A 15,698-nucleotide genomic window follows, 5' to 3' on the forward strand; every position below is an offset into this window, starting at 1 on the left:
GAAGCTTTACGAATATTGTGTAGTCAAAGTTTCACAAAGGGTTACAGACGGCGCCTGCCAGAGTTGTAGGTAATGTAGTAAGTTAGGCCGGTGAATATCATGCGAAGCGCGCGCCAGTAGCGGAGCTTGCTTCAGAGGGTAGTTAATTGAACGATATGGCAAAGAATCTGATCCTGTGGTTGATCATCGCGGCTGTCCTCGTGACGGTGATGAACAACTTCTCCAGCCCTAACGAGCCGCAGACCCTCAACTATTCCGACTTCATCCAGCAAGTTAAGGATGGCAAGGTCGAGCGCGTAGCGGTTGATGGCTACGTGATCACCGGAAAACGCAACGATGGCGACAGCTTCAAGACCATTCGTCCGGCAATCCAGGACAACGGCCTGATCGGTGACCTGGTGGATAACCATGTGGTTGTCGAAGGCAAGCAGCCTGAGCAGCAGAGCATTTGGACTCAACTCTTGGTGGCAAGCTTCCCGATCCTCGTGATCATTGCCGTGTTCATGTTCTTCATGCGCCAGATGCAGGGCGGTGCGGGAGGCAAGGGCGGACCGATGAGCTTCGGCAAGAGCAAGGCGCGCCTGCTCTCTGAAGACCAGGTGAAGACCACCCTGGCTGACGTAGCGGGTTGCGATGAAGCCAAGGAAGAAGTCGGCGAGTTGGTTGAGTTCTTGCGCGATCCAGGCAAATTCCAGCGCCTGGGTGGCCGTATTCCTCGCGGCGTGCTGATGGTCGGCCCTCCAGGTACCGGTAAAACCTTGCTGGCCAAGGCGATTGCCGGCGAAGCCAAGGTACCGTTCTTCACCATTTCCGGTTCTGACTTCGTCGAAATGTTCGTCGGTGTCGGTGCGAGCCGAGTTCGCGATATGTTCGAACAGGCCAAGAAGCATGCGCCATGCATCATCTTCATCGATGAAATCGACGCCGTTGGTCGCCATCGTGGTGCTGGCATGGGCGGTGGTCATGATGAGCGTGAGCAGACCCTTAACCAGTTGCTGGTCGAGATGGATGGTTTCGAAATGAATGACGGCATCATCGTCATCGCGGCGACCAACCGTCCGGACGTGCTCGATCCTGCGTTGTTGCGTCCAGGCCGTTTTGACCGTCAGGTCGTGGTTGGCTTGCCGGACATCCGTGGGCGCGAACAAATCCTGAAAGTGCACATGCGCAAAGTGCCGATGGGCGACGACGTTGCACCGGCTGTGATTGCCCGTGGTACCCCGGGGTTCTCGGGTGCTGATTTGGCCAACCTGGTGAACGAGGCTTCGCTGTTTGCAGCCCGTACCGGCAAGCGCATCGTTGAAATGAAAGAGTTCGAGCTGGCGAAAGACAAGATCATGATGGGCGCTGAGCGCAAATCCATGGTCATGTCCGAAAAAGAGAAGCAGAACACTGCGTATCACGAAGCGGGTCACGCCATCGTGGGGCGCGTCGTGCCTGAGCATGACCCGGTCTACAAAGTGTCGATCATTCCTCGTGGTCGTGCGTTGGGTGTCACCATGTTCCTGCCGGAAGAGGATCGTTACAGCCTCTCCAAGCGTGCGCTGATCAGCCAGATCTGCTCGCTGTACGGTGGTCGAATCGCTGAAGAGATGACCTTGGGCTTCGATGGTGTGACCACTGGGGCTTCCAACGACATCATGCGCGCCAGCCAAATTGCGCGAAACATGGTGACCAAGTGGGGCTTGTCGGAAAAACTCGGTCCTTTGATGTACGCCGAGGAAGAAGGTGAAGTATTCCTGGGGCGTGGCGGCGGTGGTCAAAACGCCAGTTTCTCCGGTGAGACAGCCAAGCTGATCGACTCTGAAGTGCGCAGTATCATTGACCAGTGCTACGGTACGGCCAAGCAGATTCTGACCGATAATCGCGACAAGCTGGATGCAATGGCTGATGCGCTGATGAAGTACGAGACCATCGATGCGGACCAGATCGACGATATTATGGCCGGTCGAACGCCTCGTGAGCCACGCGATTGGGAAGGCGGCTCGGGCACCTCTGGCACTCCGCCAGTGGTTCAGAACGAACGTCCTGAAACCCCAATCGGTGGCCCGGCAGCTGACCATTAAGGTTTGAAATGACTTTTGCTTCGTCCTCCCCCCGGTTGCCTTGCGGCAACCGGGTTCTTGATTTGGCCCATACACATGTTATGGGCATTCTTAATGTAACCCCTGACTCCTTTTCCGATGGTGGCCGCTTCAGCCAGCTTGATGCTGCATTGCGTCACGCAGAAGCCATGGTGGCGGCCGGTGCGACCTTGATTGATGTGGGCGGTGAATCGACGCGGCCTGGTGCTCGTGTTGTTTCCCCTCTGGAGGAGTTGGAGCGCGTGGCGCCGATTGTCGAGCGCATCGCTCGAGAGTTGGATGTGATCATTTCGGTGGATACCTCTACCCCGGCCGTAATGCGTGAGACTGCGCGATTGGGGGCCGGCTTGATCAATGATGTGCGCTCCCTGCGGCGCGACGGCGCTCTGGATGCAGCTGCAGCTACCGGTTTGCCGGTGTGTTTGATGCATATGCTGGGTGAGCCCGGCAATATGCAGGACGGCCCGCACTATGATGACTTGGTTGGTGAGGTGAGTGGTTTTCTCTCCGAACGGGTTGCCCAATGCGCTGCGGTAGGTATTGCGCCGGAAAGGATCATCCTTGATCCGGGGTTTGGTTTCGCCAAGACCCTGCAACACAATTTGAGTTTGTTCAAACACATGGAGTCCTTGCATGCCCTTGGTCGGCCCCTGTTGGTCGGTGTTTCGCGCAAGAGCATGATAGGGCTGGCATTGAATCGCCCGGTGGGTGAGCGGTTGTACGGCGGTCTTGCACTGGCGGCGCTTGCGGTGACCAAGGGTGCGCGCATCTTGCGTGTGCATGACGTTGCTGAGACCCTGGATGTGGTGCGCATGATTGCAGCTGTGGAATCAGCCGAATAAGAATGATGGAGCACTTATGACTAAAAAATACTTTGGCACCGACGGTATCCGTGGTCGGGTCGGCGAGTTTCCGATTACTCCTGATTTCATGCTCAAGCTTGGATGGGCGGCGGGTATGGCGTTCCGCAGCATGGGGGCGTGCCGCATCCTGGTGGGCAAGGACACCCGAATTTCGGGGTACATGTTTGAATCAGCGCTTGAGGCCGGCTTATCCGCCGCAGGCGCCGATGTGATGTTGCTGGGGCCAATGCCGACGCCCGCGATTGCATACCTGACGCGTACCTTTCACGCTGAGGCCGGTATTGTGATCAGTGCTTCGCACAATCCACATGACGACAACGGCATCAAGTTCTTCTCCGGTCAGGGCACCAAGTTGCCGGATGAGATTGAGCTGATGATCGAAGAGCTGTTGGATGCGCCGATGACCGTGGTCGAGTCCAGTAAGCTGGGCAAGGTGTCGCGCATCAATGACGCATCCGGTCGTTATATCGAGTTCTGCAAGAGCAGTGTGCCAACCAGTACCAATTTTGCCGGCCTGAAGATTGTCGTCGACTGCGCCCATGGTGCGACCTACAAAGTCGCGCCAAGCGTATTCAAGGAGCTGGGCGCAGACGTGACAGTGCTTTCGGCTCAGCCCAACGGATTGAACATCAACGAAAACTGCGGCTCCACCCATATGGAGCAGTTGCAAGCAGCTGTCCTGGCAGAGCATGCCGACCTCGGGATTGCCTTCGACGGTGACGGCGACCGCGTGCTGATGGTTGACCACACGGGTGCCGTGGTCGATGGCGATGATCTGTTGTTCATCATTGCCCGCGACCTGCATGAACGTAACAAGCTGCAAGGCGGTGTCGTCGGTACGCTGATGAGCAACCTTGGGCTTGAGCTGGCGTTGGCAGACCTGGGTATTCCTTTTGTTCGCGCCAATGTCGGTGACCGGTATGTGATCGCCGAACTGCTGGAGCGTAACTGGCAGGTAGGTGGTGAGAACTCCGGGCACGTGGTGTGCTTCCAGCACACTACCACCGGTGACGCGATTATTGCGGCGTTGCAGGTGCTATTGGCTTTACGTCGCCGCGAAGAGAGTCTGGCTCAGGCGCGTCAGGCTTTGCGCAAATGCCCGCAAGTATTGCTTAACGTGCGTTTCGCAGGCGGGGAAAACCCGATCGAGCACCCTGCTGTCAAAGAGGCTTGCGAACGCGCGACCCTGGCAATGGCTGGTCGTGGACGGGTATTGCTGCGCAAGTCTGGCACAGAGCCTTTGGTGCGCGTTATGGTCGAAGGTGACGACGAAATACAGGTTCGCGGCCATGCCGAGGACCTGGCAAAACTGGTAACTGAAGTTTGCGCCTGAATTCGGCTTGCCAGTGATGATGTGGTTGGGTAACATCTGCGCCCACTTTGACCGACGAGGTACAGCATGCGTCGCACTATGGTAGCTGGTAACTGGAAGATGCACGGTACCCGCGCCAGTGTCGCTGAGCTGATCAATGGCCTTCGTCACTTGGCCTTGCCTAGCGGTGCTGATATCGCGGTGTTCCCGCCTTGCTTGCATATCACCCAAGTGGTTGATGGCTTGAAAGGTAAGTCGATTCAGGTCGGCGCGCAGAATTCTGCGGTGGAAGCCATGCAAGGTGCGTTGACCGGTGAGATTGCACCGAGTCAGCTGGTTGATGCGGGTTGTTCCTATGTGCTTGTCGGGCACTCCGAGCGCCGTCAGATGATGGGCGAGCGTGATGGGACGCTCAATCGCAAGTTCGCAGCGGCACAGGCTTGTGGCTTGATTCCGGTGTTGTGTATTGGGGAGACCCTTGAGCAGCGTGAATCGGGCAAGACTCTTGAGGTTGTCTCGCGTCAGCTTGGCAGCATCATCGAGGAGCTGGGTGTTGGTGCGTTCGCAAAGGCGGTAATTGCTTACGAGCCGGTCTGGGCCATTGGTACCGGGCTGACTGCTACACCGCAACAGGCGCAGGATGTGCACGCAGCCATCCGCGCTCAGTTAGCGGCAGAGAATTCTGACGTCGCACAAGGTGTGCGGCTTCTATACGGCGGCAGCGTGAAGGCGGCCAATGCGGTCGAACTGTTCGGCATGCCGGATATCGATGGGGGGCTCATTGGTGGAGCTTCCCTGAATGCAGATGAGTTCGGTGCGATTTGTCGCGCCGCGGGAAACTGAAAAAATGCTGGAAACAGTCGTAGTCGTTTTTCATCTGTTGGCTGCCTTGGGCGTAGTTGCCCTGGTTTTGTTGCAACAGGGTAAAGGTGCGGATGCTGGTGCGTCTTTCGGTGCAGGTGCTTCAAATACTGTGTTCGGAAGCCAAGGTACCTCTACCTTTCTTAGTAAGTTTACTGCTATACTTGCCGCCGGTTTCTTCATAACCAGCTTAGGGTTAGGTTACTTTGCTAAAGAGAAAGCTCATGCGCTGACTCAAGTAGGTTTGCCAAACCCAGCGGTGTTGGAAGTGCCAAAAGCAAAACCGGCTTCTGATGATGTCCCGGTGCTTCAAGAGCAAAAGTCGGCTACTCCAGCGACTGACGTACCTCCAGCTCAAGAGCAGAAGTAAGAAGGGTTGTAAGTGCTGTATTGCCGAGGTGGTGGAATTGGTAGACACGCAACCTTGAGGTGGTTGTGCCCATAGGGTGTAGGGGTTCGAGTCCCCTTCTCGGTACCAATTATCAGGAGAGCCCGCTGTTGCGGGCTTTCTTGTAGGTGGAAGGTTACATTGACCCTGTAAGGGATCGGTCGTATACTTCCGCCCCAGCTTTGTCGCGGGGTGGAGCAGTCTGGTAGCTCGTCGGGCTCATAACCCGAAGGTCGTCGGTTCAAATCCGGCCCCCGCAACCAGTTTTAGCGGAGCCCCTTTTAAGGGGCTTTTTGTTAGCTGGACACTTTCAACGCCGCTGTTCGACGGCGTTTCAAGGATGGGCGTTTCGCCCATTTTTTTATTTTGCACAGCATGCACATACATGCACGAGGGGGTTCAGGTGTCGAGCAAGCTAGAAGAGTTGCAGGCCTTGTTGGCCCCGGTGGTCGTGGCCCTAGGCTATGAATGCTGGGGTATTGAGTTTTCGGCTCAAGGTCGCCACTCAATGTTGCGCGTTTATATCGATAAAGAGGGCGGTGTGCTGGTGGACGATTGTGCCATTGTCAGCCGTCAGATCAGCGGTGTTCTGGATGTTGAAGATCCTATCTCCGTTGAATACACCCTCGAAGTTTCCTCGCCAGGCATGGAACGCCCACTGTTCACTATTGATCAGTTTGCAAAATTTGCCGGTGAACAAGTGAAGATCAAGCTGCGATCCCCGTTCGAAGGGCGTCGCAACTTTCAGGGCCTTCTGCGCGGTGTAGAAGAACAGGATGTAGTGGTGCAGGTAGAAGACCATGAGTTCCTGTTGCCGATCGATATGATCGACAAGGCCAACATTATTCCCAGTTTTGACTGAGACGCGGATCCCGCGGATCCAATGGCTTGCGAAAGGCGAGGCGTACGATGAGCAAAGAAGTACTGCTGGTTGTTGAGTCGGTATCCAATGAAAAGGGTGTACCGGCAAACGTGATTTTTGAAGCGCTGGAGCTGGCCCTGGCCACTGCTACCAAAAAGCGTTTTGAAGACGAAGTTGATCTGCGTGTGGAAATCAACCGCCACACTGGTGCCTATGAAACTTTCCGTCGCTGGACGGTCGTTGAAGAAGCCGATCTTGATGATCCGGCCATCGAAACCTGGCCGAGCAAGGTTGCTGAAACGCACCCAGGCGCCCAGGTCGGTGATGTCGTCGAAGAAAAGATCGAATCCATCGAGTTCGGCCGTATCGCTGCACAGACCGCCAAGCAGGTCATCGTGCAGAAGGTTCGTGAAGCCGAGCGCGCTCAAGTCGTTGACGCCTATCGCGAGCGCCTGGGTGAAATCATCTCCGGCACCGTGAAAAAAGTTACCCGCGACAATGTGATCGTCGACCTGGGCAATAACGCCGAAGCGTTGCTGGCCCGCGAAGACATCATCTCTCGCGAAACCTTCCGTGTCGGCGTGCGTTTGCGTGCGCTGCTCAAGGAAATCCGCACCGAAAACCGTGGCCCTCAGTTGATCCTGTCGCGTACTGCGCCGGAAATGCTGATTGAGCTGTTCCGTATCGAGGTGCCGGAAATTGCCGAAGGCCTGATCGAAGTCATGGCTGCGTCCCGCGACCCGGGTTCACGTGCCAAGATCGCGGTCCGCTCCAAGGACAAACGCATCGACCCGCAAGGCGCTTGCATCGGTATGCGCGGTTCGCGCGTCCAGGCAGTGTCGGGCGAATTGGGCGGTGAGCGTGTGGACATCGTCCTATGGGACGATAACCCGGCGCAGTTCGTGATCAATGCCATGTCGCCGGCTGAAGTGGCGGCAATTATCGTTGACGAAGATGCCCATGCAATGGACATCGCCGTTGGCGCAGACAATCTGGCTCAGGCCATTGGTCGTGGTGGTCAGAACGTGCGTCTGGCCAGCCAGTTGACCGGCTGGACCCTGAACGTGATGACCGAATCGGACATCCAGGCTAAGCAGCAAGCTGAAACCGGTGACATCCTGCGCAACTTCATCGACGAGTTGGAAGTCGACGAAGACCTGGCGCAGGTGCTGGTAGATGAAGGCTTTACCAGCCTGGAAGAGATTGCCTACGTACCGTTGGAAGAAATGCTCAACATCGACGGCTTTGACGAAGACACCGTCAACGAGCTTCGCGCTCGGGCCAAGGATCGTTTGTTGACTAAAGCCATCGCTACTGAGGAAAAGCTGGCAGACGCCCATCCGGCCGAAGACCTGCTCTCGCTTGAGGGTATGGACAAGGATTTGGCGATGGAACTGGCGGTGCGCGGCGTAATTACCCGCGAAGACCTGGCCGAGCAGTCTATTGACGATCTGCTCGACATCGACGGCATTGACGATGATCGTGCCGGCAAGTTGATCATGGCCGCCCGAGCCCATTGGTTCGAGTAATTAGGCGCGGCCTGAGGAGAGAAGTGCATGACGCAAGTCACGGTGAAACAACTGGCCGATGAGGTCAAAACACCGGTAGAGCGCCTGTTGCAGCAGATGCGTGAGGCAGGTCTGCCGCACACCGCCGCCGATGAAGGTGTGAGCGATAGTGAGAAGCAGTCTTTGCTGACTCACTTGAAGAGCAGCCACAAGGCGAAAGTGGAAGAACCGCGCAAGATTACATTGCAGCGCAAAACCACCAGCACCCTGCGTGTTGCGGGTAGCAAGAGCATCAGCGTTGAAGTACGTAAGAAGAAAGTCTTCGTACAGCGCAGCCCGGAAGAAATTGAAGCCGAGCGCAAACGCGAACTGGAAGAACGTCGCGCAGTAGAAAATGCTGCACGTCAGAAGGCTGAAGAAGAAGCCAAGCGTCGCGCTGAAGAAGAAGCGCGTCGCCAGCCTGCTGCTGCGCAAACTGCTTCCACTGAAGCAGTCGCCGCGCCTAGCGCTCCTGTAGAGGCTGTGCGTGAGGCTGCTCCGGCTGCCGCAGCACCAGCGCCTGCAGCTGATGCCCGCAAGCGTGACGAACCTCGTCGTCCGGATAAACCACGTGCCGACGATAACAATCGTCGCGGTGGTGGTGGCGATGGCGAGCGTAAAAACGCTCCGCATCGTGCTTCGGTCAAAGAGAAAGCGCCTGCTCCACGCGTTGCCCCACGTACTACCGACGAAGAAAGCGATAGCTTCCGTCGTGGTGGTCGTGGCAAGGCCAAGCTGAAGAAACGCAACGCCCACGGTTTCCAGAGCCCAACCGGCCCTGTCGTGCGTGATGTGCAGATCGGCGAGACCATCACTGTTGGCGACCTTGCCAACCAGATGTCGGTCAAGGCAGCTGAAATCATCAAGTTCATGTTCAAACTGGGTACTCCAGCGACCATCAACCAGGTGCTTGATCAGGAAACTGCTCAACTGGTAGCCGAAGAACTGGGCCACAAAGTGACCCTGGTCAGCGACACCGCCCTGGAAGATTCCCTGGCAGAGTCCCTGAAGTTTGAAGGTGAGACGTTCTCCCGTGCGCCAGTCGTGACCGTAATGGGCCACGTTGACCATGGTAAGACTTCGCTGCTCGACTACATCCGTCGTGCCAAGGTAGCTGCTGGCGAAGCCGGTGGTATCACCCAGCACATCGGTGCGTACCACGTTGAAACCGAGCGCGGCATGGTCACCTTCCTCGACACCCCTGGTCACGCCGCGTTTACCGCAATGCGTGCCCGTGGTGCCAAGGCGACTGACATCGTGATCCTGGTTGTTGCAGCGGACGACGGCGTGATGCCGCAGACCATTGAAGCTGTCCAGCACGCTAAAGCCGCTGGTGTTCCTCTGGTTGTTGCCGTGAACAAGATCGACAAGCCGGGCGCCGATCTCGATCGCATCCGTAGCGAACTGTCGGTTCATGGCGTGACGTCTGAAGAGTGGGGCGGTGATACGCCGTTCGTTTCGGTTTCGGCGAAAGTCGGTACTGGCGTGGACGAACTGCTCGAAGCTGTCCTGCTGCAAGCTGAAGTACTTGAGCTGAAAGCAACCCCGTCGGCCCCAGGTCGTGGTGTTGTGGTTGAGTCGCGTCTCGACAAAGGTCGTGGCCCGGTTGCAACCGTACTGGTTCAAGACGGTACTCTGCGTCAAGGCGATATGGTACTGGTCGGTTCGAACTATGGCCGTGTACGTGCCATGCTCGACGAGAACGGCAAGCCAATCAAGGAAGCCGGTCCTTCCATCCCTGTCGAGATCCTCGGCCTGGACGGTACTCCGGACGCCGGCGACGAGATGAGCGTGCTGTCTGACGAGAAGAAAGCCCGTGAAGTGGCTTTGTTCCGCCAAGGCAAGTTCCGCGAAGTCAAACTGGCTCGCGCTCACGCCGGCAAGCTGGAAAACATCTTCGAGAACATGGGCCAGGCAGAGAAGAAGACGCTTAATATCGTCCTCAAATCTGACGTTCGTGGTTCCCTCGAAGCGTTGAACGGCGCCTTGAATGGCCTGGGTAACGACGAAGTGCAAGTGCGTGTTGTGGGTGGCGGTGTCGGTGGTATCACCGAATCCGACGCCAACCTGGCGCTGGCTTCCAACGCTGTACTGTTTGGCTTCAACGTGCGTGCCGATGCTGGCGCTCGCAAGATTGTCGAGCAGGAAGGCCTGGACATGCGTTACTACAACGTCATCTACGACATCATCGAAGACGTCAAGAAAGCCCTCACCGGCATGCTTGGCAGCGACGTCCGCGAGAACATCCTGGGTATCGCCGAAGTACGTGACGTGTTCCGCTCGCCGAAATTTGGTGCGATCGCCGGTTGCATGGTTATCGAAGGTACCGTGTACCGTAACCGTCCAATCCGTGTACTGCGTGAAGACATCGTTATCTTCGAAGGCGAGCTGGAATCCCTGCGCCGCTTCAAGGATGACGCTTCCGAAGTGCGTGCCGGCATGGAATGCGGTATCGGCGTCAAGAGCTACAACGACGTCAAGGCTGGCGACAAGATCGAAGTCTACGAGAAGGTTCAGGTTGCTCGCAGCCTCTAACTCGCGCACTTCCGGAGCCACGCTGTGTGTGGGCATGCAAATGCCCCGCAAAGCGTACGGACTCTAAACGCAACGCCCGGTCTGGCTTTTGTCAGGCCGGGCGTTTGCCGCTTTCAGACCCCATGGGTTTCCACCGTGTGGCAGTAACAGGTAACAAGACATGGCAAAAGAATACAGCCGTACCCAGCGTATAGGCGATCAGATGCAGCGCGAGCTGGCCCAACTGATCCGTCGCGAAGTTAAAGACCCGCGCGTTGGCCTGGTCACCATCACTGCCGTTGAAGTGAGTCGTGACGTGGGTCATGCGAAGATCTTCATCACCGTGATGGGGCAGGACAACAGCGAAGAAATCGCGCAAAGCATCAAGGTGCTCAACTCGGCCGCAGGTTTCCTGCGCATGCAGTTGGCCCGTGAAATGAAGTTGCGCAGCGTGCCCCAGTTGCACTTCCACTACGACGAAAGCGTCGTGCGTGGCGCGCACCTGTCGGCACTGATCGAGCGCGCCGTGGCTGAAGACAGCCAGCACCCATCCACACCTGAAGACGCCAAGGAGTAAGCGGTGGCTCAGGTCAAACGTATCCGTCGCAACGTCAGCGGCATCATTCTGCTCGACAAGCCCATTGGCTTTACCTCCAATGCCGCATTGCAGAAGGTTCGCTGGTTGCTCAATGCCGAGAAGGCCGGACATACCGGCAGCCTCGATCCCCTGGCCACCGGCGTACTGCCGTTGTGCTTTGGCGAGGCCACCAAGTTCTCGCAATACCTGCTCGACTCCGACAAGGGTTACGAAACCCTGATGCAACTGGGCAAGACCACCACCACGGCAGACGCCGAAGGTGATGTTTTGCAGGTTCGCGACGTGACCGTTGGTCGTGCTGATATCGAAGCTGCTTTACCTGCTTTTCGTGGGCAAATCAGTCAGATACCGCCGATGTACTCAGCTCTCAAGCGTGATGGGCAACCCCTTTACAAGCTGGCACGTGCGGGCGAAGTAGTGGAGCGCGAACCGCGTTCTGTTACTATTGCGCGCTTGGAATTGCTCGCCTGTGAAGGTGACACCGCACGCCTGGCCGTGGACTGCAGCAAAGGCACCTATATCCGTACCCTGGTGGAAGATATTGGTGAACAGCTCGGTTGCGGCGCGTATGTTGCAGAGCTGCGACGCACCCAGGCAGGACCTTTCAGCCTGGCCCAGACGGTCACGCTGGAAGAGTTGGAAGCGGTACACGCTGAAGGCGGCAACGAAGCGATTGATCGCTTCCTGATGCCATCGGACAGCGGTTTGCTGGATTGGCCATTGCTGCACTTTTCGGAGCACAGCGCGTTCTACTGGCTTAACGGTCAGCCGGTACGCGCCCCGGATGCCCCGAAGTTCGGCATGGTGCGGGTACAGGATCATAACGGTCGCTTTATCGGTATCGGTGAAGTGAGCGAAGACGGGCGCATCGCGCCACGTCGACTGATTCGGTCAGAATGACCGAACGAGTGTGGCTGTTAACAGGCACGGTCAACACTCATTTTTAGATACAGGGATTTGTCCCTGGCCTGTTGAGACTGCCCTTTGGGTGGTTTCCTGAAAAAAGGATTGCCTCATGGCTCTCGACGTTCAAGAAAAAGCACAAATCGTAGCTGACTATCAGCAAGCTGTTGGTGACACTGGTTCGCCAGAAGTGCAAGTTGCACTGCTGACCCACAACATCAACAAGCTGCAAGGTCACTTCAAGGCCAACGGTAAAGATCACCACTCCCGTCGTGGTCTGATCCGCATGGTAAACCAGCGCCGTAAGCTGCTGGACTACCTGAAAGGCAAGGATCTGGGTCGTTATCAGGCTCTGATCGGTCGCCTGGGTCTGCGTCGCTAATCAGCGATTGCGCTAGAGGTTGGTTGTCTGCCGTGTGTCAGTGGGATTCCCACTGGCCCATGGTAGGCTCCCAGCCTCAAGTTTTATCTGGATACACGTTTTACCCCTGGACAAGGGTTGGGCCGATTCCCGACATTGCCCAAGAATTTCGCAAGAAGACAAGTTCCCCAAGAGCCACAAAGAAGGTAGGACACCGTGAACCCGGTTATCAAAAAATTCCAGTTCGGTCAGTCGACCGTTACCCTCGAGACAGGCCGTATCGCCCGTCAAGCCTCCGGCGCAGTGCTGGTTACCGTTGACGACGACGTTACCGTGTTGGTGACCGTTGTTGGCGCCAAGCACGCCGACCCAAGCAAAGGCTTCTTCCCTCTTTCTGTCCACTACCAGGAAAAGACTTACGCTGCCGGTAAGATCCCTGGCGGTTTTTTCAAGCGTGAAGGTCGTCCTTCCGAGAAAGAAACCCTGACTTCCCGACTGATCGACCGTCCGATCCGTCCGCTGTTCCCAGAAGGCTTCATGAACGAAGTGCAGGTTGTCTGCACCGTCGTTTCCACCAGCAAGAAGACCGATCCGGACGTCGCTGCGATGATCGGTACCTCGGCTGCCCTGGCCATCTCCGGTATTCCTTTCGATGGCCCGATCGGCGCAGCCCGCGTTGCTTTCCACGAAAGCACCGGTTACCTGCTGAACCCGACTTACGAGCAACTGAAAGCGTCGAGCCTGGACATGGTCGTTGCCGGTACTTCGGAAGCCGTGTTGATGGTTGAATCGGAAGCCAAAGAGCTGACCGAAGACCAGATGCTGGGCGCCGTACTGTTTGCTCACGACGAGTTCCAGGTTGTGATCAACGCTGTTAAAGAACTGGCTGCCGAAGCTGCCAAGCCTACCTGGGCCTGGGCTCCGCAAGCCGAAGCCACCGAACTGCTGGGCGCTATCCGCTCCGAGTTCGGCACTGCGATCTCCGACGCCTACACCATCACCGTCAAGGCCGACCGTTACGCTCGCCTGGGTGAGCTGAAGGATCAGGTTGTTGCCAAGCTGTCCGGCGAAGAAGGCCAGCCTTCTTCCAGCGAAGTCAAAGCAGCCTTCGGTGAGATCGAATACCGCACCGTTCGCGAAAACATCGTTAACGGCAAGCCACGTATCGACGGCCGCGACACTCGCACCGTACGCCCGCTGAACATCGAAGTCGGCGTTCTGCCGAAGACTCACGGTTCGGCACTGTTCACCCGTGGCGAAACCCAAGCCCTGGTCGTCGCCACCCTGGGTACTGCCCGTGACGCACAGTTGCTGGATACCCTGGAAGGCGAGAAAAAAGACCCGTTCATGCTGCACTACAACTTCCCTCCGTTCTCGGTGGGCGAGTGTGGTCGCATGGGTGGTGCTGGTCGTCGCGAAATCGGTCACGGCCGTCTGGCCCGTCGCTCGGTCCAGGCCATGCTGCCTGCTGCTGACGTGTTCCCGTACACCATCCGTGTTGTGTCGGAAATCACCGAGTCCAACGGTTCCAGCTCCATGGCTTCGGTCTGCGGTGCTTCCCTGGCTCTGATGGACGCTGGTGTGCCGATGAAGGCACCGGTGGCCGGTATCGCCATGGGCCTGGTTAAAGAAGGCGAGAAGTTCGCCATCCTGACCGACATCCTGGGTGACGAAGACCACCTGGGCGACATGGACTTCAAAGTAGCCGGTACCGCCAAAGGTGTTACCGCGCTGCAGATGGACATCAAGATCAAGGGCATCACCGAAGAGATCATGGAAATCGCCCTGGGCCAAGCCCTGGAAGCGCGCCTGAACATCCTCGGTCAGATGAACCAGATCATTGGTCAGTCCCGTACCGAACTGTCGGAAAATGCTCCGACCATGATCGCGATGAAAATCGACACCGACAAAATCCGTGATGTTATCGGTAAAGGCGGCGCGACCATTCGTGCGATCTGTGAAGAGACCAAGGCTTCGATCGACATCGAAGACGACGGCTCGATCAAGATCTTCGGCGAAACCAAGGAAGCTGCAGAAGCTGCACGTCAGCGCGTCCTGGGCATCACCGCTGAAGCCGAGATCGGCAAGATCTACGTCGGTAAGGTTGAGCGCATCGTCGACTTCGGCGCATTCGTCAACATCCTGCCAGGCAAAGACGGTTTGGTTCACATCTCCATGCTGAGCGACGCTCGCGTTGAGAAAGTGACCGACATTCTGAAAGAAGGCCAGGAAGTGGAAGTGCTGGTATTGGACGTGGACAACCGCGGCCGTATCAAGCTGTCCATCAAGGACGTAGCAGCAGCCAAGGCTTCGGGCGTTTAATTACCCCAGGCTTCACGCTGAAAAAGAGGACTCTTCGGAGTCCTTTTTTTATGCCTGAAGGAAAATGTCGAAAAATCAGACGCTTAGTAAATCCAAGAAACCGCAACTTGCACGCAGGCACGATCGCCTTCATGCAAATTGCACGATTCCGAAATTAGGAGATTTTTATAAGTGCATGATTTTTAAGAATTTAATATGCGTTCGAGACTTGGCACACTGCCTGCAATAACCCTGTTAACGCTGCAGCATCAAGGTTCACACACTGCAGACTTTCAATAAAACAGGAGTTACTCGTATGAAGAAGTTCGCTCTCGCTACTGCCACCGCTCTGACCCTGGCCATGGGTGCTAACGTGGCCTTTGCTCAGACTTCCCAAGCTCCAATGACCCTGGCGGCTGGTGAGGCCACCAAGGCAAAAGAAAGCGTTTCGGATACTTGGATCACCACCAAAGTTAAATCCGATCTGCTGACTGAAAAAGGCATTCCTGGGTCGGACATCAAGGTTGAGACCAACAAAGGTGTGGTTTCCCTGTCTTCGACCGCAGCCATTTCGGACTCGCAGAAAGAAACTGCCGTAGCGATCACCAAGAAAATCAAAGGTGTAACCGCAGTTTCTGCTGACGGCCTGCTGGCTGGCGGCGCTACCAAGGCAGACAACATCGACAAAACCAAAGGCGCAGCGGCTGACGCCAAAGGCGCAACCTCCGATACCTGGATCACCACCAAAGTCAAAGCTGACCTGGTAACCGAGAAAGGCATTCCTGGTACCGACATCAAAGTCGAAACCAACAAGGGTGTAGTTTCCCTGTCCTCTTCGGTCGCTGTGACCGAGGCACAGAAAACGACCGCGGTGAACATCACCAAGAAAATCAAAGGCGTTAAAGCTGTATCGGCCGATGGCCTGAAAGCAGAGTAACGCTCAAGAACTCGTCTGAACTAGCGGCGGCGGCGAGTGAGTTAGATATCCACTCAATGCACCTCTAATTTTCATGCGACCGACCACACGGATGTGGTCATTACAGGCCCCGGCACTTCTGTGTCGGGGCCTGTTCTATTTGGGGCGGGAAATCAGTGCGGTAGCGG

Annotated in this window: 13 protein-coding genes and 2 tRNA genes; all 15 read left to right on the forward strand. The window is 56.6% G+C overall.

Translation table 11 applies throughout. The features are described from left to right. The first annotated feature begins 155 nt into the window (after positions 1–155). Positions 156–2,066, forward strand: a complete 1,911-nt coding sequence (gene ftsH, locus FBY10_RS14710; RefSeq protein WP_010562674.1) for an ATP-dependent zinc metalloprotease FtsH — start codon at positions 156–158, stop codon at positions 2,064–2,066. An 8-nt stretch (positions 2,067–2,074) separates the two neighbouring features. Further along, positions 2,075–2,926, forward strand: coding sequence for a dihydropteroate synthase (gene folP / locus FBY10_RS14715; protein ID WP_145336559.1), 852 nt, complete (start codon positions 2,075–2,077; stop codon positions 2,924–2,926). Positions 2,927–2,942: 16 nt separating this feature from the next. Continuing rightward, entirely contained in the window at positions 2,943–4,280 is a 1,338-nt protein-coding gene (gene glmM, locus FBY10_RS14720) for a phosphoglucosamine mutase (RefSeq protein WP_053137798.1), read from the forward strand. 66 nt (positions 4,281–4,346) lie between these two features. Next, complete coding sequence (gene tpiA, locus FBY10_RS14725) at positions 4,347–5,102, forward strand: triose-phosphate isomerase (RefSeq protein WP_145336557.1); 756 nt, start codon at positions 4,347–4,349, stop codon at positions 5,100–5,102. A 4-nt stretch (positions 5,103–5,106) separates the two neighbouring features. After that, on the forward strand, positions 5,107–5,490 hold the full coding sequence (gene secG / locus FBY10_RS14730; protein WP_145336813.1) for a preprotein translocase subunit SecG: 384 nt from the start codon (positions 5,107–5,109) through the stop codon (positions 5,488–5,490). A gap of 22 nt (positions 5,491–5,512) precedes the next feature. After that, positions 5,513–5,598, forward strand: a tRNA-Leu gene (locus FBY10_RS14735). A gap of 96 nt (positions 5,599–5,694) precedes the next feature. Then, positions 5,695–5,771 (forward strand) — tRNA-Met (locus FBY10_RS14740). A 140-nt stretch (positions 5,772–5,911) separates the two neighbouring features. Next, complete coding sequence (gene rimP, locus FBY10_RS14745; RefSeq protein ID WP_003235029.1) at positions 5,912–6,370, forward strand: ribosome maturation factor RimP; 459 nt, start codon at positions 5,912–5,914, stop codon at positions 6,368–6,370. A gap of 47 nt (positions 6,371–6,417) precedes the next feature. After that, on the forward strand, positions 6,418–7,899 hold the full coding sequence (gene nusA / locus FBY10_RS14750; RefSeq protein WP_003212187.1) for a transcription termination factor NusA: 1,482 nt from the start codon (positions 6,418–6,420) through the stop codon (positions 7,897–7,899). 27 nt (positions 7,900–7,926) lie between these two features. Continuing rightward, complete coding sequence (gene infB / locus FBY10_RS14755; protein ID WP_145336555.1) at positions 7,927–10,452, forward strand: translation initiation factor IF-2; 2,526 nt, start codon at positions 7,927–7,929, stop codon at positions 10,450–10,452. 160 nt (positions 10,453–10,612) lie between these two features. Next, the gene (gene rbfA / locus FBY10_RS14760) at positions 10,613–11,008 is read left to right on the forward strand and encodes a 30S ribosome-binding factor RbfA (protein ID WP_003176137.1); all 396 of its coding nucleotides are present in this window, start codon (positions 10,613–10,615) and stop codon (positions 11,006–11,008) included. 3 nt (positions 11,009–11,011) lie between these two features. Continuing rightward, a complete protein-coding gene (truB, locus tag FBY10_RS14765) occupies positions 11,012–11,929 on the forward strand; it encodes a tRNA pseudouridine(55) synthase TruB (RefSeq protein ID WP_131699406.1) in 918 nt (305 codons plus the stop codon). 115 nt (positions 11,930–12,044) lie between these two features. Next, positions 12,045–12,314: a 30S ribosomal protein S15 gene (rpsO, locus tag FBY10_RS14770; RefSeq protein WP_003176135.1), complete on the forward strand. Its 270-nt coding sequence runs from the start codon at positions 12,045–12,047 to the stop codon at positions 12,312–12,314. 195 nt (positions 12,315–12,509) lie between these two features. Then, complete coding sequence (pnp, locus tag FBY10_RS14775; RefSeq protein WP_027605371.1) at positions 12,510–14,615, forward strand: polyribonucleotide nucleotidyltransferase; 2,106 nt, start codon at positions 12,510–12,512, stop codon at positions 14,613–14,615. A gap of 295 nt (positions 14,616–14,910) precedes the next feature. Then, on the forward strand, positions 14,911–15,531 hold the full coding sequence (locus FBY10_RS14780; RefSeq protein ID WP_131699407.1) for a BON domain-containing protein: 621 nt from the start codon (positions 14,911–14,913) through the stop codon (positions 15,529–15,531). The last annotated feature ends 167 nt before the right edge of the window (positions 15,532–15,698 follow it).

The sequence above is a fragment of the Pseudomonas sp. SJZ103 genome (assembly GCF_007828335.1).
In the GTDB taxonomy this organism is placed as follows: domain Bacteria; phylum Pseudomonadota; class Gammaproteobacteria; order Pseudomonadales; family Pseudomonadaceae; genus Aquipseudomonas.

What these genes read in the sequence shown, in the direction of transcription:
- ftsH (WP_010562674.1), top strand. Translation starts at nt 156, where the DNA reads ATGGCAAAGAATCTGATCCTGTGGTTGATCATCGCGGCTGTCCTCGTG.
- folP (WP_145336559.1), top strand. Translation starts at nt 2,075, where the DNA reads ATGACTTTTGCTTCGTCCTCCCCCCGGTTGCCTTGCGGCAACCGGGTT.
- glmM (WP_053137798.1), top strand. Translation starts at nt 2,943, where the DNA reads ATGACTAAAAAATACTTTGGCACCGACGGTATCCGTGGTCGGGTCGGC.
- tpiA (WP_145336557.1), top strand. Translation starts at nt 4,347, where the DNA reads ATGCGTCGCACTATGGTAGCTGGTAACTGGAAGATGCACGGTACCCGC.
- secG (WP_145336813.1), top strand. Translation starts at nt 5,107, where the DNA reads ATGCTGGAAACAGTCGTAGTCGTTTTTCATCTGTTGGCTGCCTTGGGC.
- nusA (WP_003212187.1), top strand. Translation starts at nt 6,418, where the DNA reads ATGAGCAAAGAAGTACTGCTGGTTGTTGAGTCGGTATCCAATGAAAAG.
- infB (WP_145336555.1), top strand. Translation starts at nt 7,927, where the DNA reads ATGACGCAAGTCACGGTGAAACAACTGGCCGATGAGGTCAAAACACCG.
- rbfA (WP_003176137.1), top strand. Translation starts at nt 10,613, where the DNA reads ATGGCAAAAGAATACAGCCGTACCCAGCGTATAGGCGATCAGATGCAG.
- rpsO (WP_003176135.1), top strand. Translation starts at nt 12,045, where the DNA reads ATGGCTCTCGACGTTCAAGAAAAAGCACAAATCGTAGCTGACTATCAG.
- FBY10_RS14780 (WP_131699407.1), top strand. Translation starts at nt 14,911, where the DNA reads ATGAAGAAGTTCGCTCTCGCTACTGCCACCGCTCTGACCCTGGCCATG.